The organism is Rhodococcus sp. IEGM1339 (assembly GCF_050321925.1).
GTDB classification, from domain to species: domain Bacteria; phylum Actinomycetota; class Actinomycetes; order Mycobacteriales; family Mycobacteriaceae; genus Rhodococcus; species Rhodococcus pyridinivorans.
Map to the genome: position 1 here is coordinate 1 of NZ_JBNQFT010000011.1, position 19654 is coordinate 19654.

General features: G+C 67.9%; 21 protein-coding genes. 12 read left to right on the plus strand and 9 right to left on the minus strand.

Annotated features, from left to right (window positions below; genetic code table 11):
- Positions 1–95: 95 nt before the first annotated feature.
- Entirely contained in the window at positions 96–755 is a 660-nt protein-coding gene (locus ACQR3U_RS12540) for a TetR/AcrR family transcriptional regulator (RefSeq protein WP_019291248.1), read from the minus strand.
- A gap of 162 nt (positions 756–917) precedes the next feature.
- Here ACQR3U_RS12540 and ACQR3U_RS12545 point away from each other — a divergent pair, with 162 nt between their 5' ends.
- The 7 genes from ACQR3U_RS12545 to tuf all read left to right on the plus strand — a co-directional run bounded on the left by ACQR3U_RS12545 (position 918) and on the right by tuf (position 7340).
- Positions 918–1547 (plus strand): TetR/AcrR family transcriptional regulator, encoded by a 630-nt coding sequence (locus ACQR3U_RS12545; protein WP_019291249.1) that lies wholly within the window; start codon positions 918–920, stop codon positions 1545–1547.
- 10 nt (positions 1548–1557) lie between these two features.
- Positions 1558–2109 carry a DUF3558 domain-containing protein gene (locus tag ACQR3U_RS12550; RefSeq protein WP_269065868.1) on the plus strand — a complete coding sequence of 184 codons (552 nt, stop codon included), beginning with the start codon at positions 1558–1560 and terminating at the stop codon, positions 2107–2109.
- Positions 2106–2639: a DUF3558 domain-containing protein gene (locus tag ACQR3U_RS12555; RefSeq protein ID WP_006552259.1), complete on the plus strand. Its 534-nt coding sequence runs from the start codon at positions 2106–2108 to the stop codon at positions 2637–2639. Before ACQR3U_RS12550 ends, ACQR3U_RS12555 begins: the two co-directional genes overlap by 4 nt.
- 324 nt (positions 2640–2963) lie before the next feature.
- Positions 2964–3338 carry a 30S ribosomal protein S12 gene (gene rpsL / locus ACQR3U_RS12560; protein WP_006552258.1) on the plus strand — a complete coding sequence of 125 codons (375 nt, stop codon included), beginning with the start codon at positions 2964–2966 and terminating at the stop codon, positions 3336–3338.
- Positions 3338–3808 carry a 30S ribosomal protein S7 gene (gene rpsG, locus ACQR3U_RS12565; RefSeq protein WP_006552257.1) on the plus strand — a complete coding sequence of 157 codons (471 nt, stop codon included), beginning with the start codon at positions 3338–3340 and terminating at the stop codon, positions 3806–3808. Before rpsL ends, rpsG begins: the two co-directional genes overlap by 1 nt.
- Positions 3809–3954: 146 nt before the next feature.
- Positions 3955–6057: an elongation factor G gene (gene fusA / locus ACQR3U_RS12570; protein ID WP_006552256.1), complete on the plus strand. Its 2103-nt coding sequence runs from the start codon at positions 3955–3957 to the stop codon at positions 6055–6057.
- Positions 6058–6149: 92 nt separating this feature from the next.
- On the plus strand, positions 6150–7340 hold the full coding sequence (gene tuf / locus ACQR3U_RS12575; RefSeq protein ID WP_064060461.1) for an elongation factor Tu: 1191 nt from the start codon (positions 6150–6152) through the stop codon (positions 7338–7340).
- A 101-nt stretch (positions 7341–7441) separates the two neighbouring features.
- On the opposite strand, the gene ACQR3U_RS12580 is transcribed toward tuf, so the two are convergent.
- Together ACQR3U_RS12580 and ACQR3U_RS12585 are read right to left on the minus strand one after the other, a co-directional pair.
- Complete coding sequence (locus ACQR3U_RS12580; protein ID WP_121208909.1) at positions 7442–8605, minus strand: serine hydrolase domain-containing protein; 1164 nt, start codon at positions 8603–8605, stop codon at positions 7442–7444.
- 122 nt (positions 8606–8727) lie between these two features.
- Positions 8728–9306, minus strand: coding sequence for a TetR/AcrR family transcriptional regulator (locus tag ACQR3U_RS12585; RefSeq protein WP_006552253.1), 579 nt, complete (start codon positions 9304–9306; stop codon positions 8728–8730).
- 98 nt (positions 9307–9404) lie between these two features.
- On the opposite strand from ACQR3U_RS12585, the gene ACQR3U_RS12590 reads away from it, so the two are divergent.
- Entirely contained in the window at positions 9405–10580 is a 1176-nt protein-coding gene (locus ACQR3U_RS12590; protein WP_230810993.1) for an oxygenase MpaB family protein, read from the plus strand.
- A gap of 42 nt (positions 10581–10622) precedes the next feature.
- Here ACQR3U_RS12590 and ACQR3U_RS12595 read toward each other — a convergent pair whose 3' ends face one another.
- Genes ACQR3U_RS12595 through ACQR3U_RS12615 form a run of 5 tightly spaced genes read right to left on the minus strand, consistent with a single transcriptional unit; the run spans position 10623 to position 13143 of the window.
- A complete protein-coding gene (locus tag ACQR3U_RS12595; protein WP_006552251.1) occupies positions 10623–11186 on the minus strand; it encodes a hypothetical protein in 564 nt (187 codons plus the stop codon).
- Positions 11183–12190 carry a DUF6286 domain-containing Asp23/Gls24 family envelope stress response protein gene (locus ACQR3U_RS12600; RefSeq protein WP_230810994.1) on the minus strand — a complete coding sequence of 336 codons (1008 nt, stop codon included), beginning with the start codon at positions 12188–12190 and terminating at the stop codon, positions 11183–11185. The genes ACQR3U_RS12595 and ACQR3U_RS12600 overlap by 4 nt, the downstream gene beginning before the upstream one ends.
- Positions 12183–12377 carry a hypothetical protein gene (locus ACQR3U_RS12605; RefSeq protein WP_006552248.1) on the minus strand — a complete coding sequence of 65 codons (195 nt, stop codon included), beginning with the start codon at positions 12375–12377 and terminating at the stop codon, positions 12183–12185. Before ACQR3U_RS12605 ends, ACQR3U_RS12600 begins: the two co-directional genes overlap by 8 nt.
- Positions 12374–12685: a hypothetical protein gene (locus ACQR3U_RS12610; RefSeq protein ID WP_006552247.1), complete on the minus strand. Its 312-nt coding sequence runs from the start codon at positions 12683–12685 to the stop codon at positions 12374–12376. The genes ACQR3U_RS12605 and ACQR3U_RS12610 overlap by 4 nt, the downstream gene beginning before the upstream one ends.
- Positions 12682–13143, minus strand: coding sequence for an Asp23/Gls24 family envelope stress response protein (locus ACQR3U_RS12615; protein ID WP_006552246.1), 462 nt, complete (start codon positions 13141–13143; stop codon positions 12682–12684). Before ACQR3U_RS12615 ends, ACQR3U_RS12610 begins: the two co-directional genes overlap by 4 nt.
- Positions 13144–13357: 214 nt before the next feature.
- Here ACQR3U_RS12615 and ACQR3U_RS12620 point away from each other — a divergent pair, with 214 nt between their 5' ends.
- The 3 genes from ACQR3U_RS12620 (at position 13358) to ACQR3U_RS12630 (ending at position 16907) form a co-directional block, all read left to right on the plus strand.
- Positions 13358–14623, plus strand: a complete 1266-nt coding sequence (locus ACQR3U_RS12620) for an NAD(P)/FAD-dependent oxidoreductase (protein ID WP_317752293.1) — start codon at positions 13358–13360, stop codon at positions 14621–14623.
- Between the two features lie 67 nt (positions 14624–14690).
- A complete protein-coding gene (locus ACQR3U_RS12625; RefSeq protein ID WP_006552244.1) occupies positions 14691–15494 on the plus strand; it encodes a glutamate racemase in 804 nt (267 codons plus the stop codon).
- Between the two features lie 162 nt (positions 15495–15656).
- Positions 15657–16907 (plus strand): MFS transporter, encoded by a 1251-nt coding sequence (locus ACQR3U_RS12630; protein ID WP_230810996.1) that lies wholly within the window; start codon positions 15657–15659, stop codon positions 16905–16907.
- A gap of 52 nt (positions 16908–16959) precedes the next feature.
- On the opposite strand, the gene ACQR3U_RS12635 is transcribed toward ACQR3U_RS12630, so the two are convergent.
- Positions 16960–18015 (minus strand): ferredoxin--NADP reductase, encoded by a 1056-nt coding sequence (locus tag ACQR3U_RS12635; protein WP_019291258.1) that lies wholly within the window; start codon positions 18013–18015, stop codon positions 16960–16962.
- A 298-nt stretch (positions 18016–18313) separates the two neighbouring features.
- Between ACQR3U_RS12635 and mdo the strand changes: the two genes are divergently transcribed.
- Positions 18314–19585 carry an NDMA-dependent methanol dehydrogenase gene (gene mdo / locus ACQR3U_RS12640; RefSeq protein ID WP_019291259.1) on the plus strand — a complete coding sequence of 424 codons (1272 nt, stop codon included), beginning with the start codon at positions 18314–18316 and terminating at the stop codon, positions 19583–19585.
- Positions 19586–19654 lie beyond the last annotated feature (69 nt).

Below are 19654 nucleotides of genomic sequence, written 5' to 3' on the forward strand. Positions count from 1 at the left end.
CAACCGTTCGTTTGGAAGGCCACCGCCGAGTCGATCATCGAGAAGGCCCGTCGCGGACGCGAAGCCCTTAACCAGATCAAATCGCAGACAGACCACTAGGCCGACGCTTCCGAGTCGGATGCTTCCGGGTTCGAGGTTTCGGGGTTCGACACCGCGAACCCGGAGGTTCCGATGTTCGGCGGGAAGGAATCCGGCGGGAAGAGACCGGTCGCCTCCTCCGCTGGGAGCAGCGTCCCCAGCAGATAGGCGAGGGACCACCGCAACGAGCTCACGTCCTGCAGCGGCACGGTCTGCTGGTAGCCCACGAGCGTGTACAGGGCCAGCCGCGCGAACCGCTCGGCCTGGTCCCTCGAACCGAGGTACTGGGCCACCGCTTCGGCCACCACCGCGTACCGCAGGTCGTCGACCTCGCTCTGCACCTCGTGGACGCCGGAGTCGCTGTGCGACCAACCGCGGATGGCGGACTCGGCGGAGTGGGGGAGGCTGCACGCGAATTCGACGAGCAACCGGAGCCGCCGGGTCATCGAACCCTCGAGGCGCGCCGCGGCGGCGAGCTGGAGCGTCTGGCTCTCGAGCCAGTGCTGGAGGAATTCGGTCTTGAACTGCGCCCAGCTCTCGAAATAGTTGTAGAACGAGCCGGTCGTCACCTCGAGGTGACTGCACAACCGTGCCTGCTTGAGTCCGGCATGGTCGTTGGTGGCCAGGATGGCCAGCGCGGCGTCGAAGTAGTCCTCGCGCCTGACGGTGGTCGCCACGTGGTGCTCCCCTTTCCCCCCGACCTGTTATACGAGTGTACGGATGATGACCTTTGCGTACGGTCTCGGGGTCGCACGAATACCCGTTCGGCGGAAGATCAGTCGTGACGGAACGGTCGTGACCACGGGGTCGTGACAGGACAGGCAGGAACAGGAGTCCCGATGGCGCGAGAACCGAAGCAGGACCGCAGCCGCGCCACGCGGCGGCGACTGCTCGAGGCGACGATCGACTGCCTCGTCGAATCCGGTTGGGCCGCAACCACGGTGAGTGTGGTCGCCGAGCGGGCAGGAGTGTCGCGCGGGGCCGCCCAGCATCACTTCCCGACCCGGGAGGATCTCATCACCGCATCGCTCGAGTTCATGTTCGACAGTCGCATCGAGCGGGTCCGCACCGAACCGTTCGACGTGCCCGAGGGCGTCGGCCGCACGGAGGCGGTGGTCGAGCGCATCGTCGACCAATGCACCGGCAACATGTTCAAGGCCGCCCTGCAGGTGTGGACGGCCGCGGCGGCCGATCCGGCTCTGCGCGAGATGCTCCTGCCGCTCGAGGAGAAGTTCGGCCGTGTCTCGCACGCGGTGGCCGTCGAGCAGCTCGGTGCCGACGACACCGACCCGGTCGTGCACCGGACGGTGCAGGCGACCCTGGATCTCGCGCGCGGCCTCGGCCTGGCCGACGTGCTGACGGACGACTCGGCCCGCCGGCGGGAGATCGTCCGTCACTGGGCCGCGCAGCTCGACGAGGTGCTCCGGGAGTCCTCGAGTCGTCGCACGCAGGTGGGCCCGGCTCGGTAGTCTTCCCGCCATGCCTCTCCTGCGCATCGGAAGGACGGCGGCTGCCGTGGCGACGGTCGGTCTCATGGGTCTCGGTGCGGCGGCGTGCGGGAACTCCGACGACGCCGGACAGGTCGAGACCTCGCCGACCGCGTCTGTCACCGACCCCGGCCCGCTGTTCGACGAGTGCGGCGCGATGTCCGACGACGAGGTGGCGGCGGCTTTCGGTCTCGGCAGTTTCACGACGGTGACGCGCAACTCGGTGGGCTGCGAGTGGGAGATCTACGTCGGCGGCCCCAGCGTGAGCTTCTCGTGGTACCGGGGAAGTCCCATCGGCCGCGAACGCGCCGGCTCCGATCTCATCGGCCGGCCCGCCGCCGACGTCGAGATCGGGGGACGGTCGGGTTTCATGGGGTCCTATCAGAACGAGCTGGGGCAGACGACGCTGTGCGAGATCGGCGTGGAGTTCGGCGGCGACTTCGTCCACTGGTCGGTCTCGTACTCGAACCTCACGCCCGTCGCCGACGCCTGCGTCGTCGCTCGCGGACTGGCCACCACGAGTGTGGAAAGGGTGCAGAAGTGAACGCCCGCCGCTGGGGTGCCGCACTCGCGACCGTCCTCACGACGGGTGCTCTGCTCACCGGATGTACCCGCACCATCGAGGGGCGGGCCGTCCCGGAGGGGATCGGCGGCGGCACGGGCGCCGAGTTCACCCGGCTGCTCACCGAGTGCGATGCGGTCGCCGACGAGAAGATCGCCGAGGCCGTGGGCGCGGACTACGTCTATCGCGGGTTCTTCGGTGCGATCTGCCGCTGGGACGGCGAGGGGCCCACTGGAGTAGTGAAGGTCACCTTCAACTGGTTCGAGACCGGTTCCCTCGACCACGAACGCGCCGCCGCCGAGGGGCTCGGCTACGAGATCGAGAACACGACCATCGAGGGCCGGCGGGCACTGCAGATGCGCCGACCCGGCGATCCGCTGTCGTGCGGGGTCAGTTCCGGGGCGTCGACGACCGGCATCTTCGGCTGGTGGGTGCAGTACACCTCCGGGGGAGCGGACCCGTGTGAAGCTGCTGCTACGTTGGCCCGGCTCACACTGAACCTCAGCAGTTGACGGTGTGTGCGGATCCTCGGGAGGGTGCGCGCTCCTCACTTTGACCTCATGCGCGCACGCCGGGTATCGTTGTGGGTCGTGTCCGGCATGCCCGGGCCGGTCTGTGTGCCTATGCGAGGTAGTGCCGTGCGCGTGGTCTGTAGATATCTGCAGGAACGAGCCCCCGGCTGCCTGTGTGGGGGTACGCGACACACCCGACCTCGTGTGCACACGAGGGGCGAGTGCGGGGCAGCAGCTTTCTTGCCCCAACCGATGGATCCCTAATTTCAGAACAGCCGAGGTTGCTCGAAGTGAGCAGCTTCAGACAACGAAGAAAGCCGGTTAATGCCAACCATCAATCAGCTGGTCCGCAAGGGCCGCCGCGACAAGGCCGCCAAGGTCAAGAGCGCGGCGCTCAAGGGCAGCCCCCAGCGTCGCGGTGTGTGCACTCGCGTGTACACCACCACCCCGAAGAAGCCGAACTCGGCTCTCCGTAAGGTCGCCCGTGTGCGCCTGACCTCCCAGGTCGAGGTCACCGCCTACATCCCCGGTGAGGGCCACAACCTCCAGGAGCACTCGATGGTGCTCGTGCGTGGCGGTCGTGTGAAGGACCTCCCGGGTGTGCGCTACAAGATCATCCGCGGCTCGCTCGACACCCAGGGTGTCAAGAACCGCAAGCAGGCCCGCAGCCGCTACGGAGCGAAGAAGGAGAAGGGCTGATGCCACGTAAGGGTCCCGCTCCCAAGCGCCCGCTGATCGCCGATCCGGTCTACGGTTCGCCGCTGGTCACCCAGCTGGTCAACAAGATCCTGCTGGACGGCAAGAAGTCCACCGCCGAGCGCATCGTCTACCAGGCGCTCGAGCAGGCTCGCGAGAAGACCGGTACCGATCCGGTCGTCACCCTCAAGCGCGCGCTCGACAATGTCAAGCCCGCCCTCGAGGTCCGCAGCCGTCGCGTCGGTGGTGCCACCTACCAGGTGCCGGTCGAGGTTCGCCCCGGTCGTTCCACCACGCTCGCACTGCGCTGGCTGGTGACGTTCTCGCGTCAGCGTCGCGAGAAGACCATGGTCGAGCGGCTCGCCAACGAGCTCCTCGACGCGAGCAACGGCCTCGGCGCCTCCGTGAAGCGCCGCGAGGACACGCACAAGATGGCTGAAGCCAACAAGGCGTTCGCGCACTACCGCTGGTGAGTCGTCGCCGACCGGGAGATGCCGTCATCACGGACCTCCCGGTCGGCTGCTCGCACAACTGTGTCGGTCCCGTAAAGGCCGGCTGACAACACAAGAACATGTGGTCCGCACCCAAGGACCGACACGAGCTACGAGCGGGGTTACCTGTGGCACAGGAAGTGCTGACCGACCTGAACAAGGTCCGCAACATCGGCATCATGGCGCACATCGATGCCGGCAAGACCACCACCACCGAGCGCATCCTCTTCTACACCGGTGTCAACTACAAGATCGGTGAGACGCACGACGGTGCCTCGACCACCGACTGGATGGAGCAGGAGAAGGAGCGTGGTATCACCATCACCTCCGCTGCTGTGACCTGCTTCTGGAACAAGAACCAGATCAACATCATCGACACCCCCGGCCACGTCGACTTCACGGTCGAGGTCGAGCGGTCGCTGCGCGTCCTCGACGGCGCTGTCGCCGTGTTCGACGGCAAGGAGGGCGTCGAGCCCCAGTCCGAGCAGGTCTGGCGCCAGGCTGCCAAGTACGACGTTCCGCGCATCTGCTTCGTCAACAAGATGGACAAGATGGGCGCGGACTTCTACTTCACCGTGCAGACGATCATCGATCGTCTGGGCGCGAAGCCGCTGGTCCTCCAGCTCCCGATCGGTGCCGAGGATGCCTTCGACGGCGTCGTCGACCTCGTCGAGATGAAGGCCATCACCTGGCGCGGCGTCACCGAGATCGGTGCCGAGCCGACCATCGAGGAGATCCCGGCCGATCTCGCCGACAAGGCTGCCGAGTACCGCGAGAAGCTGCTCGAGACGGTCGCCGAGTCCGACGAAGAGCTCATGGAGAAGTACTTCGGCGGCGAGGAGCTCACCGTCGCCGAGATCAAGGCTGCCATCCGCAAGATGACGGTCGCCTCCGAGCTGTACCCGGTGCTGTGCGGCTCTGCCTTCAAGAACAAGGGCATCCAGCCCATGCTCGACGCGGTCATCGACTACCTCCCGAACCCGCTCGACATCGGCGACGTCATCGGCCACCAGGTTGGTAACGAAGAAGAAGAGTTGCGTCGTAAGCCCTCGAAGGACGAGCCGTTCTCCGCGCTCGCTTTCAAGATCGCCGCGCACCCCTTCTTCGGCAAGCTGACCTTCGTCCGCGTGTACTCCGGCCGGATCGACTCGGGCACCCAGGTGCTCAACTCGACCAAGGGCAAGAAGGAGCGCATCGGCAAGCTGTTCCAGATGCACGCCAACAAGGAGAACCCGGTCGACGAGGCCGTGGCCGGCCACATCTACGCGATGATCGGCCTGAAGGACACCACGACCGGCGACACCCTGTGCGCGCAGGACGCCCCGATCGTGCTCGAGTCCATGACCTTCCCGGACCCGGTCATCCAGGTCTCCATCGAGCCGAAGTCGAAGGCCGACCAGGAGAAGCTGTCGACGGCCATCCAGAAGCTCGCCGAAGAGGACCCGACCTTCTCCGTCGAACTCGACGACGAGACCGGCCAGACCGTCATCGGCGGCATGGGCGAGCTCCACCTCGACATCCTCGTCGACCGCATGCGTCGCGAGTTCAAGGTCGAGGCCAACGTCGGCAAGCCGCAGGTCGCGTACCGCGAGACGATCACCAAGCCGGTCGAGAAGCTCGAGTTCACGCACAAGAAGCAGACCGGTGGCTCGGGCCAGTTCGCAAAGGTCATCATCGGCCTCTCGCCGTTCGTCGGCGAGGACGGCGCGACCTACGAGTTCGAGAACAAGGTCACCGGCGGTCGCATCCCGCGCGAGTACATCCCGTCGGTCGACGCGGGTGCCCAGGACGCCATGCAGTACGGCGTGCTCGCCGGCTACCCGCTGGTGAACCTGAAGGTCACCCTCATCGACGGTGCGTACCACGACGTCGACTCGTCCGAAATGGCGTTCAAGATCGCCGGTTCGCAGGCGCTGAAGGAAGCGGCCCGCAAGGCCGCCCCGGTGATCCTCGAGCCCCTCATGGCGGTCGAGGTCACCACGCCCGAGGACTACATGGGTGAAGTGATCGGCGACCTGAACTCCCGCCGTGGCCAGATCCAGGCCATGGAGGAACGCAGTGGTGCCCGTGTCGTGAAGGCGCTGGTTCCGCTCTCGGAGATGTTCGGTTACATCGGCGATCTGCGGTCGAAGACCCAGGGTCGTGCGAACTTCTCCATGGTGTTCGATTCCTACGCAGAGGTTCCCTCGAACGTCGCGAAGGAAATCATCGCCAAGGCGACCGGCGAGTAGCCTCCGGGTTATCCCTCGGTCACCTGCACGACCAAGTAATACAAACCGCACTGCTGCATACAGCAAGCAACAACAGTCCAGGAGGACATCCAGTGGCGAAGGCGAAGTTCGAGCGGACCAAGCCGCACGTGAACATCGGCACCATCGGTCACGTCGACCACGGCAAGACCACCACCACGGCTGCGATCACCAAGGTGCTTGCCGACAAGTTCCCCGACCTGAACGAGAGCTTCGCTTTCGATCAGATCGACAAGGCACCTGAGGAGAAGGCTCGTGGTATCACGATCAACATCTCCCACGTCGAGTACCAGACCGACAAGCGCCACTACGCGCACGTCGACGCCCCGGGTCACGCGGACTACATCAAGAACATGATCACCGGTGCCGCCCAGATGGACGGCGCGATCCTGGTCGTGGCGGCCACCGACGGCCCGATGCCCCAGACGCGTGAGCACGTGCTGCTCGCTCGCCAGGTCGGCGTTCCCTACATCCTCGTCGCCCTGAACAAGGCCGACATGGTCGACGACGAGGAAATCCTCGAGCTCGTCGAGATGGAGGTGCGCGAGCTCCTCGCTTCGCAGGAGTTCGACGAGAACGCTCCGGTCGTCCCGATCTCCGCTCTCAAGGCTCTCGAGGGTGACGAGAAGTGGGTCCAGTCGATCGTCGACCTCATGCAGGCCGTCGACGACTCCATCCCGGACCCGGTCCGTGAGACCGACAAGCCGTTCCTCATGCCCGTCGAGGACGTCTTCACCATCACGGGTCGTGGCACTGTCGTCACCGGCCGTATCGAGCGTGGCGTGATCAACGTCAACGAAGAGGTCGAGATCGTCGGCATCCGCCCCGATTCGACCAAGACCACGGTCACCGGCATCGAGATGTTCCGCAAGCTGCTCGACCAGGGCCAGGCCGGCGACAACGTCGGTCTCCTCGTCCGCGGCATCAAGCGCGAGGACGTCGAGCGTGGCCAGGTCGTCGTCAAGCCGGGCACCACGACTCCCCACACGGAGTTCGAGGGCCAGGCCTACATCCTCAACAAGGAGGAGGGCGGCCGCCACACGCCGTTCTTCAACAACTACCGCCCGCAGTTCTACTTCCGTACCACGGACGTGACGGGCGTTGTGACCCTCCCCGAGGGCACCGAGATGGTCATGCCCGGTGACAACACCGAGATGTCCGTCAAGCTGATCCAGCCGGTCGCCATGGACGAGGGCCTCCGCTTCGCGATCCGCGAGGGTGGCCGCACCGTCGGCGCCGGTCGCGTCACGAAGATCATCAAGTAGGCACCGTCTACGGGATCATCAAGTGAGCTAGTCCTCACTGACGCTCGAACGGCGTCCACCCTCCGGGTGGGCGCCGTTCGACGTTTCTGGATCTCAAGCGATCAGCCGACGATCTCCTTCAGCTGGTTTGCCACGGGGGTCACCGGTTCCTCCCCGTCGGCCGTCGGGATGTCGCTGTTCACGGCGGCGACGACCACGGCCCGGCGTTCGGGCAGATATCCCACGTAGGTGTTGAAACCGGGGAGTTCGCCCGTGTGGCCGAGCCAGCCGTTCTCGATACCGAGCCCGAGGCCGTAGGCGCGGGTGTCGGTCGCACCGGGGACGTCGAACAGGAACGAGTCGAGACGGAGCTGCTGCATCTCGGGGGAGAGGATGCCCTCGCCCGTCCCGAGGGCCGTGCCCCACAGTTCGAGGTCGTCGACGGTGGAGATCACCGCGCCGGCCGACCATCCCCACGACGGGTTCCAACCGGTCGCATCGGCCGTCTGCCCGTCCGGCTGTCCCTGTTCGGTGATCCCGTACAGGTGCGGTGACGCGATGGCCGCGTCGGTGGGCATCACGGTGTCGGCCATGCCCAGGGGCTCGAAGATGTTCGCCCGGAAGTACTCGTGCAGGCTCTGCCCGGAAACCTGCTCGACGACCAGCCCGAGCGCGATCGTGTTGGTGTTGGAGTACTCGAACCGCTCCCCGGGAGCGAAGTTCGGTGCGTCACCGCGTACGTAGTCGAGGAGTTCGTCCGGGGTCCACGGTGCCTCCGGATCGTCGAAGAGTTGCTGCTGGAATTCCTCGTCGAAGGTGTAGCTGGGGATGCCGCTCACCATCGAGGCCAGCTGACCCAGGGTGGCGACGTCGCCGTTCGGCAGGCCCGGCACATAGCGGCCGATCGGATCCTCCAGCGACAGGCGGTCGTCCTCCGCCAGTTGCAGTAGAGCGGTGATCGTCATCGTCTTCGTGATGCTGCCGATGCGGGTGTGGTCGTCCGGGCCGGGTTCCTCCGATCGATCCGCACCGATCGTGCCGGACGAACCGGTCCACTCGTAGTCCGGGGTGACCACGCGCGCAACGACTCCCGGAAAGCCGACTTCCTCGCGGACGCGGTCGAGCACGTCCTGGAATTCGTCGGCGGGCGCCGCGCCGGTAGCGGTCGCATCGGTCGCGGTCGCTTCGGACGTTGCGGCGAGCGGTGATTCGCTCGAGGTGTCGTTGCCGCAGGCGGCCGCGACGGTGAGGATCACGGCGGACAACACGATCGGTAGTCGACGCACAGCACTCTCCTCGGTCGAGACGACGGTGTGAGAACGACAGTGATCAGTATGTGCCGTTCGGCAGGACGTCGGGTCTGTTTTCGAACCCGGAGATGAGCGCGCCGTACACGATGCGCCGTGCGTCAGGCGCTCTCGATCGCGGCGAGGAGCATCCGCGCCGTCACCGCGATCATCCGGGTCCGATCGGATCTCCGGGGCCGCAAGAGGGCGATCCGTGAACACAGGCTCGCCGTCGCTCCCATCACGATGAACACGAGATCGTCGAGTGCTGCGTCGTCGAGATCGGGTCGCAGCCGCGCCGGGATGATGCGTCCGAGCGGCCGCAGCGGACCTTCGACCTCGGCCCACGCGAGTCCGAACTCGATCTCCTCGGAGGTGTACGACACCCGGAGCACCGCGGCGTGTTTCTCGAACGCGGCGGTGAGGCTTTCCACGACCGTCGCCATGGCGTCCTCCGGCTGCTGGTCCATCGCCCGCCCGATGGCGGTGGACAGCGAGGTGGTGATCGCGTGGACGGCGGTCATGCGGAGTTCGTCGAGCACGGCGTCGACGTCGGGGAAGTATCGGTAGACCGTCCCGATGCTCACGTGGGCGTGCTCGGCGAGTGCCGTGGTGCTGATCCGCGCGGTGGGGCTGCGCTCGAGCAACTCGTACGCAGAGATGAGGAGCAACTTGCGGGTGTCGTGACTTCGCTGCTGCACAGGACGCTTCCGAGGGATTCTGCCTCCGGTTCTGTTGCCGCGCGGGGAGCTCATGAAAGTGAATAGTAAGTGAGGATTCCTCGTGTTTCCATGGATGCATGGAGCGACACATCCCACGTGATCTCGTCAACGCCGACCTTGCGGTGCGCCGATACGCAGATCTCGGCGAGCGCTGGCTCGACGGCATGTGGCAGGCCGACCCGCCGGCCGACGCCGTGGTGAACGACGACTTCGGTCCGAACTCCGCGACGGCTGCCGTGCGCGTCGCACTCACTCACGGTGTCGAGGCGGTCCCCGACGCACCCGAATCCCTGCGAGAGCTGTTCGCCTTCCTCGACAACGAACCCGCCTGGGTAGACCACGACCGCATCGACAACGCCGCCGACGCGCTCGTTCGGCACACGCCGATCCTCGGCATGGTGCTCGGTGCTGCCTCGCTGCTGCGCGGTGCCGGAAACTTCATCGCCGGAAAGCCTCTCGCACTGACGGGCCGCTATGTGAGTCAGCCGGCCGTGCGGTCGGTCGAGGTCGGGGAGTGGTTACGGCACGTCCTCACTCGCGGCGGAATGCGCCGCGACGGAGGCGGATTCGCGTTCACGGTGCGGGTGCGCCTGATCCACGCCCACGTGCGCAAGGGCATTCTCGCGAGCGGGGTGTGGGACGAGGACGCCTGGGGAGTCCCGATCCCGCAGTCGTACATGGCGCTCACGATGGCCGAGTTCGGGCACATCGCGGTCGAGGCGATGCAGATCCTCGGCGTGCGCTTCACCGATCGCGAACTCGACGACATCTACCACCTGTGGCGCTACGTCGGGCACGTGATCGGGATGGGCGAGGAACTGGGCCTGCGCACCGAACGCGATCACATCGCGGTCGAGGACCTGTACCGGCTCACCTCGCCCGGCCCCAGCGACGAGGACCGGGATTTCGTCACCGCGCTGACCGAGCAGTATCTCGTCCCGGAGCTGGCCAACCTGCTGCCGGGCACCGCACCGATCCGGACGACGGTCGCCCGCACGGTGATGCACTCGCTGCAGCGGGTGTTCATCGGCGACGCCGACGCCGACGCCCTGCACATCCCCGACAGCCCGCTCAAGCACGTCCTCGGACGCGTCGGGCCGCTGCTCGCGCTCCTCGACCGCGTCCAGGAATTCCGCTATCCGGACCTCGAACGCACCACGCAGCGGGCGTACAAGGTGCGCGACGTGGCGATGGACCGGATGCGCGTGGACTACAGCGTCGAGCACGACCTCGTGGACGCGGCCCGAAGCTGAGCCACCCCGGACCGGATGGGTTCCGGCCCGGGGTGGGTGGGCTCAGTGGACATCCACAGCCGGGTCGAGATGTACCAGGACCTGCGTCGCCACGTGCGCCCCGCCGAGAGCGCGCGCGACCCGCTGGGCGGCATCCTCCGCAGCTTCCGTCAGCTCGGTGACATCGATGGTCGGGTCGGCGTGCACCACCACCGAGAGCGTCGGCAGGTGGCGTTCGACGACCGCGCGTCCGCGCACGGCCCGCACGCCCGGCAGGGCGGCGAGTTCGGCTGCCACACCGTCGACGACGGGACCGAGTTCGACACCGAGGGTGGCGTCGGTGACCTGGTCGTAGAGCTGCACGGTCGACGTGCGCCGGCGCGACAGGTTGACAGCGAGCAACGCGATGCCGAGCACGAGTCCGCCCGCGAAGACCGACCACAGGGCCGGTGTCCACCACGACTGGTCCGGGACGTCGGTCACGCGGGGACGGTCGAGACGCGAGAGTTGCTCTCGAGCTAGGGGAACCTGCCACACCCACGCCAGGGCGAATGCGCCGGCACCGGCGAGGGCGAGGCCCGCCAGGAAGGTGACGAGCCGATTCGCCAGCACGGTACGGAGTTTCACCGCGCCACCTCCACCACGAGTTCGACGGGGTCGGCGAGCGCCGCGAGGTTCGGGGCGACCGCGCCGCGCACGGACGCGGTGATCTCGTCGACCGGTGTCTCGTCCTCGATCGAGATGCGCACCACGGCACGGCGACGGTCGACGACCGTGCGGGCCGTGCGCACGCCGGTGAGCGCGGACGCGTGGGCGCTGCACATGCGTGCGACGTCCGTGCGCCGCATCCACACCGTGGGCACCGGCCCCGCGACCTGCAGCGGCACATGCGTCCGGCGGCGGGGTTTGAGGGCGACGACGATCAGGACGATCCCGAGGACGAGGCAGACGCCCGCGACGGGTGCGAGCCAGGTGTGCCAGTGCAGACGGCCGAACCACTCGAAGGAGTTGCGCAGCCACGGGGCACCGCCGTACGTCCCGTTGACGATGAGCAGTTCCCGGGCGGCGACGAACGACAGGGCGAGCGCCGCGATCGCCACGATCGCGGCGGCGGGTGCGGCCGCGGGCGGCGCCAGCGGTGGCAGGGGAGCGACGGTGGGGATGTCGGGATGCGGAGTGGTCCGCGCCGCGACAATGTCGGATTCCAGGTACTCGACGGGTGGCTGCGCCTCGTCGGTCTCGCCGTCCTCGACGAGCGCGGTCGCGACGATGAGCACGTTGAGTTCGCTGATCCGCATGCCCGTCAGGTCGTTCAGCTGGTGTTCGACCGCGTCGTGGACCCGGCGGGTGAGCATCGCCGCGTCGTACGGCCATTCGGCGGCGATGTAGAGATTCACCGCGACGGCCTTCGCGCCGGTGGTGACGTCGGCCCGGGGCAGGTCGCGGCCGGTGAGACGCAGGATCCCACCTCCGCTGTGCCGCACCACACCGGGAACGCCGAGCGCGGCAGCCGCGGCGATGCGTTCGATCGCACGGTCCTTGACGACAAGGCTGCCGCGTTCGCCCGGGGGAACGACCCCGGTCCCGGTGTCGTCGGATGTCCCGACGTCGGACGCGGTGGGATCAGCCACGGCCCCGACTCCTCAACAGGGCGCCGAGGTCGAGGTGGCCGTCGCGATGGGCGCCGATCGCGGCACCGAGCGCGCCGAGCAGCACGGCGAACAGCAGACCGCTGAACCCGCCGATGATGCCGGCGAGGGCCAGGAGCAGCCCCGCGAGGAGTCCGACGACGGTGTTGCTGACGGGTGTGTGGTTCACGATGGGGCTCCTTCTCGTTCACCGGCGTGGACATCTTCGATGGTCACTTGGACGGGGACGTCCACCAGCGGGGACACCCGGACGCGGACGGCGTCGGCGACGGCCGGGAGATCGGCGGGGATCCGCACGACGATGTGCACCGCGCACAGCTGATCGGTCAGCCGCACACCTTCGACCCGTCGGCCGGGCAGATAGGTGGCGACCTCCCCGAATGCGCCGCGGTGCAGACCCACGACGCCGGGAACGGACAGCGCGGCGTCCGCCACCAGGTCGGCCGCATTCGCCTGCGCTGCTGATCCGGGGTTCACTGCACGCGGGGTTTGGCGTCGTCGGTGAGGGCCGCGGCCTCTTCGTGGAGCATCACGTCGAAGACCGTGATGTTGACCTCGGTGACCTCGAGTCCCGTCATGCGTTCGACCGCAGCGATGACGTTGTGCCGGATGGCGACGGCGAGTTCGTGCAGCGCGACGCCGTATTCGGCGACGATGCCGATGTCGATCGCGGCCTGACGTTCACCGACCTCGACGGCGACACCCTGTCCGTGGTTGATGCGCGCACCGGGGATGCGGTCGCGCAGTGCGCCCACGACGCGGGCGGTGCCGGCGCCCACCTCGATGACGCCGCTGATCTCGCGGGTCGCGAGCCCCGCGATCTTGGCCACCACCGCGTCCGCGATGATCGTGCGGCCCTGCGGGTCGGCGGATCCGGAGGAGGTTCCGGCGCCGAACTGTATGCGGCTGATACCTGCGCCGCTGTCGCTGGTCATGAGGGGCCCCCAGGTAGGTGTACCGGTCGTGTTCCGTGCTCGATCCTGTGCTGGATCCCATTGTCCTCACGGTGCCTCGAACTCTAACGGCCGACGTAGGTCTGTCGCCCGTCGTCGCTGTTTGGTAAGAACGTGGGACGCGGAGTGGGACGCATCACTACCGCGCGGAACGCGCATGCGTGTCACAAAAGACGAAGCGAAGGATGGGCCGAGGGTGTCGAACGAGCGGGAGACCGAGAGTACGCCGGAGCGCGTCGTGGTCGTGGGCGCCGGCCTGGCGGCGGTGCGTACCGCCGAAGAGCTGCGCCGGGCCGGATACGAGGGCGAACTCGTGCTCGTCGGCGACGAGACGCACCTGCCCTACGACCGCCCGCCCCTGTCGAAGGAGGTCCTGCGCGGCGACCGCGACGACACGACTCTTCGGCCGAGCGAGTTCTTCGGCGAGAACCGCATCGAGTTGATGCTCGGTGCCGCGGCTCGCTCGGTCGACACCGCGTCGCGCACCCTCACGCTCAGCGACGGCACCGAACTCGGCTACGACGAACTCGTCGTCGCCACGGGTCTGCGGCCCCGCCGCATCCCCGGTCTGCCGGATCTGGCGGGGGTCCACGTCCTGCGGTCGCTCGAGGACAGCCGCGCCCTGCGCGAGGCGATCGTTCCGGGTGCCCGCGCGCTCGTCGTCGGTGCCGGGTTCATCGGGTGCGAGGTCGCGGCGAGCCTGCGGGCGCGCGAGGTGGAGGTCGTGCTGGTCGAACCGCAGCCCACCCCGCTCGCATCGGTGCTCGGTGCCGAGGTCGGTGCTCTCGTCACCCGCCTGCACACCGCCGAGGGCGTCGACGTGCGTGCCGGCGTCGGATTGTCGGAGATCCGCGGCGACGGCCGTGTCACCTCCGCCGTCCTCGGCGACGGCCGTGTCACCTCCGCCGTCCTCGGCGACGGCCGTGTCACCTCCGCCGTCCTCGGCGACGGCAGCGAGATCGACGTCGACCTCGTCGTGCTGGGCATCGGTTCGATCCCGGCCACCGAGTGGCTCGAGGGATCGGGTGTCGAAGTCGAGAACGGTGTCGTGTGCGACGGCACGGGCCGCACCTCCACCCCGCACGTGTGGGCCGTCGGCGATGTCGCGTCCTGGCAAGTACCGGCCGGTGGGCGCAGGCGCATCGAGCACTGGACGAACGCCGGCGAGCAGGCATCCGTCCTGGCGAAGACCATCATGGGCGTCGAGGCCGGGGCCGCCGCACAGGTGCCCTACTTCTGGAGCGACCAGTACGACATCAAGATCCAGGGCCTCGGTGCGGTCACCGCCGACGACACGGTGCACGTCGTGCGCGACGACGGCCGCAAGTTCCTCGCGTACTACGAGCGCGACGGCAGGTTCGTCGGCGCTGTGGGCGGCGGCCTGCCCGCGCTGGTCATGAAGTCGCGCGCGAAGATCGCTGCGGGCGCCCCGATCGACGAGCTGCTCACGGCGGCGGTCTAGGGGAGTGAGCTGCGCGCCGGAACGACCGCCGTCGGGCCGGCCGTGCGCGACCCGCTAGATTCGTAGGGTGATCGTTGCGCTCATCGACTCGGGTCTCGGGCTGTTGCCGACGTCCGCGTGGCTGCGACGGTTGCGTCCCGATCTCGACCTCATGTTGTCGACGGATCCCGACGGCGCCCCGTGGGGCCCGAAGTCTCCGGACTGGGTGATCGACCGGGTCGTCACCACCGCCCGTCGCGCCGTCGCCCGGGGCGCCGAGGTGGTCGTGCTCCCATGCAACACCGCATCGGTGACCGCCCTCGAACACGTCCGGGCCGATCTCGGTCCGGCGGTGCCCGTGGTGGGCACGGTCCCCGCGGTCAAGCCCGCGGCCGCGGCGTGCGATTCGGTGGCGATCTGGGCCACCGCGGCGACCACCGCGAGCAGGTACCAGGCGAATCTGATCGACCAGTTCGCGAACGGGTCCGAGGTCGTCGGCGTGGCGTGTCACGGACTTGCCGACGCCATCGATGCGGGTGATCGGGTGGCCGTCGCCGCAGCGGTCGCTTCCGCGGCCGAGCGCACCCCTCGGGATGTCCAGGGTGTGGTTCTCGGTTGCACCCACTATCCGCTTGTCGCCGACACCATCATCGAACACCTGCCGGCCGGAGTGCGCCTGTTCGACAGCGCCGAGGCCGTCGCACGGCAGACGCTGCGCCGGATCGATGCGCTCGGGCGACCCGCCTCGGGTTCGGGCCGTGTCGAAGTCTTCCGCAGCGGTGTGCCCGGAGAGTTGCCGCTGGCAGCGACGGTCTTCGCTGCCGGTCGCGCCCTGCTCGCGGCGCCCGGCGACATGCGGGACGAGGACGTCGAGGACGCCACCTCCCTCTGAGTGTCCGAGCCGTCGAGTGGATGGCCGGAGGAATACTTCGTCGAGCGAAGTATGTTGCTGAAGGGGTGTTCACCAATTCGCGCGGAGGCGCTCGTTCGTTTCCGCGTGGGACACGCCGTTCGTCTCTCGCGTGGAACGCGCCGATCACCTTCTGGAGGTTCGATGACTGCTCCCGTCCAGCCCCGCGGCCGTATCCGCTCGTTCGGTTTCGCCGTGGTCGGCCTGGGAGCGTTCACCCTCACCGCGTCGTCGTCGGCACCGTCACCGCTGTATCCCGTCTACCAGCAGATGTGGGGGTTCTCCGCGGCGATGCTCACGGTGGTGTTCGCGGTCTACGTGCTCGCACTGCTCGCGGCGCTCGTGACGGTGGGGTCGCTGTCCGACTACGTCGGGCGCAGACCCGTGATCGTGACGGCCCTGCTGTTGCTCGCGGCGAGCATGGTGGTCTTCATCGCCTCCCCGGGGGTGGGGTGGCTGATCGTCGCGCGGATCCTGCAGGGTCTCGCGGTGGGCGCGGCGACGAGCGCGCTGGCGGCGGCCGTGATCGAGATGCAGCCGAACAGGCACATCGGTCCGCTGATCAACACCGCGGCGCCGTCGCTCGGCCTCGCGCTCGGCGCGGCGGGAGCCGGCGTACTCGTACAGTTCGCGCCACTCCCCACGGTCCTGAGCTATGCGGTCGTCGGCGTTCTCGCCGTCGTGCTGGCGATCGCGCTGATCTTCGTGCCGGAGACCTCGCCGTCGGTGGGTTTCCCGTCGCGACGCGACGCCCTGCGGAGCCTGGTGCCGAGCGCGTCGGTGCCCCGTGAGGTCCGGGGTCGCTATCTGCTCATCCTGCCCAGTCTGATGTCGGCGTGGGCACTCGGCGGGCTGTACATGTCGCTGGGGCCCTCGATCGTCGACTCGGTATTCGGTATCGACAACCGCCTCGCCGCGGGTCTGGCGATCGGCACGCTGTTCACGGCGGGCACGGTCGCGGCGACCACCACGGCCCGCCGCGACCCCCATCGCATCGTGATCCTCGGGGCCGTGTTGCTCGCGACGGGACTGGCCGCGGTGATCACCGCGCTCCTCACGGGATGGGTCGCGGCATACTACGCGGGTACCGCGGTCGCCGGCTTCGGCTGGGGTTCGACCTTCGTCGCGGCCATGGGCGTGGTCGGCTCGCTCGGCCGACCCCACGAGCGCGGCCGGATATTCGCAACGACCTTCGTCGTCTGCTACTTCGCGTTCTCGGTGCCCGCGATGGCCGCCGGGGTGGCGGCCGGATCGTTCGGCCTGATGTCCACCGCCGTCGGCTACGGCGTGGTCGTCGCCGTGCTGGCGCTCGTGGCCGGGGTCGGCGTGCTCGTGCGAAAGCCGAAGCCCGACTCCGCCGGGATGCGGGAAGTGCCCGTCCCCGCACGTTCGTAGGGGCCGGGCACTTCCGCAGAGAGCGGGATCAGCGGGGCGTGAACCCGCCGGCTCAGAACTCGATCTTGAGGTGGTCGGTCACCGGCCGGGCCTGGCAACCGAGGATGTAGCCCGCCTCGATGTCCTCGGGGTCGAGCACGTCGCAGTTCTCCATCTCGACCTTGCCCTCGAGCACGGTGCACGCGCACGATCCGCATTCGCCCTCCTGACACGAATACGGCACGTCGATGCCCTTCGCGAGCATGATGTCGACGAGGGTCTGCGTACGCGGCCACGAGAGCTTGTGGACCTCGCCGTCGAGTTCGACCTCGACGGTCGCGGCGTCGGCGGCGTCCTCGTCGCTGACCTCGACCGGCGCCTGGTCGGCGAACGGGTCGCCCGACAGCGAGTTGAAGACCTCGGCGTGCACGCGGGCGCGGGGCATGCCCACGGTGTTCAGTGCCTGGTGGACCGTGTCCATGAACGGTCCGGGGCCGCACATGAACGCCTCGTACGACTCGTAGGGCGTTGCGATCGCCGCGAGCTGGTCGGCGGTGGGCAGACCCTGGACGGACTCGAGCCAGTGCACGACGGTCAGGCGCGTCGGGTACTTCTCCGCGAGAGCCCGCAGCTCCTCGGCGAAGATGACGGACTTCTCGTCGCGGTTGGCGTAGACCAGCACCACCGTGCCGCCGCCCTGGGTGAGCGCGGACTTGAGGATCGAGATCACCGGGGTGATGCCGCTGCCGGCGCCGAACAGCAGGAAGTCGTGGTCGAGCGACTTCGGGGTGAAGACGCCCGCGGGAGGGAGCACCTCGAGGGTCTGTCCGGCCGCGATGTTGTCGCACAGCCAGTTGGATCCGTAGCCGTCGGAGGTGCGCTTGACGGTGACCTTGGGGGCGTCGTCGGTGAACGGCGAGCTCGCGAGCGAGTAGCAGCGGGCCACCGAGCCCGTCCGGTCGCTCGGGATGCGCAGGGTGAGGAACTGGCCGGGCCGGTAGGCGAATTTGTCGCGCAGCTCGTCCGGGACGGCGAACACGATCGACCGCGTGTCGGCGGTCTCCTCGACGACGGCGGACACGGTGAGGATCACCGAGCGTGAGCCGTGGGGCACCTCGACAGTCGTCATGGGTGGTCTCGTCCTCTCCTGCAAAGATGGCCGCGCACGACCGAATCTAGAACGTGTTCTAATTCAGGTTACCAGCGCACATGGGATGAGGAAAACGGTACCGGCACTGCTCGGGCGAGTGCGGCGCCCACCCGGTCAGCGGGAGGTGCCCTACCCGAACGGGCGGTGCCCCCGCGGCGACCGGACGGTTTCGGCCGCTGCGTCTTTCACGCCTCGCAGCTCTGGTCGATGGTGAATCGCGGATGAGGTCCACATCACACACCCGATCCGGTACACCCCCTCTGCGAGGAGATACACCATGGCAATCGAGCTCAATCAGATCTGGGACTTCCCGATCAAGGAATTCCACCCCTTCCCCCGCGCGCTGATGGGTGTCGGCGCCCACGACATCCTCGGCGTCGAGGCGAAGAACCTCGGCTTCAAGCGCGCCCTGCTGATGACCACCGGCCTGCGCGGATCGGGGATCATCGAGGAGCTCATCGGCAAGATCGAGTACCAGGGCGTCGAGGTCGTCCTCTACGACAAGGTCGAGTCCAACCCCAAGGACTACAACGTCATGGAGGCCGCGGCGCTCTACCAGAAGGAGAAGTGCGACTCGATCATCTCCGTCGGGGGCGGATCGAGCCACGACGCCGCGAAGGGCGCCCGCGTCGTGATCGCCCACGACGGCCGCAACATCAACGAGTTCGAGGGCTTCGCGAAGTCCACCAACAAGGAGAACCCGCCGCACATCGCCGTCTCCACGACCGCCGGCACCGGCTCCGAGACGTCCTGGGCCTACGTCATCACCGACACCTCCGACATGGACCACCCACACAAGTGGGTCGGCTTCGACGAGGCCACGATCGTCACCCTCGCGATCGACGACCCGCTGCTCTACTACAGCTGCCCCCAGCACTTCACCGCCTACTGCGGTTTCGACGTCCTCGCCCACGGCTCCGAGCCGTACGTCTCCCGGCTGGACTTCGCCCCGTCGCTCGGCAACGCCCTGTACTCGATCGAGCTCGTCGCGAAGCACCTGCGTGAAGCGGTCTTCGAGCCGCGCAACCTCAAGGCCCGCGAAGGCATGATGAACGCCCAGTACATCGCCGCGCAGGCCTTCAACTCCGGCGGCCTCGGCATCGTGCACTCCATCTCGCACGCCGTCTCGGCCTTCTTCGACAGCCACCACGGCCTCAACAACGCCATCGCCCTGCCGCGCGTGTGGGAGTACAACCTGCCCTCCCGCTACGAGCGTTACGCCCGCATCGCCACCGCGATGGGCGTGGACACCCGCAATATGACCACCGTCCAGGCCGCCGACGCGGCCGTCGAAGCGGCGATCCGTCTCGCGAAGGACGTCGGCATCCCCGACAACTTCGGGCAGGTGCGCACCGACTCGTACGAGAAGAACCAGATGAACACCAAGAAGTATGCGGGTCGCGGAGACGCGATCCGCGGCGACGAGAAGACCGTCCGGGCGATCTCCGAGCACATCCAGGACGACTGGTGCACCCCGGGCAACCCCCGCGAGGTCACCGTCGACTCGATGATCCCGGTCGTCGACCACTGCATCAACCGGTCCTACTGAGAACCCGCGCTCCCGGGGCGTCCCCTGCGCCCCGGGAGCGCCCTGCTCCGCTGCGACCACGCCACAGAA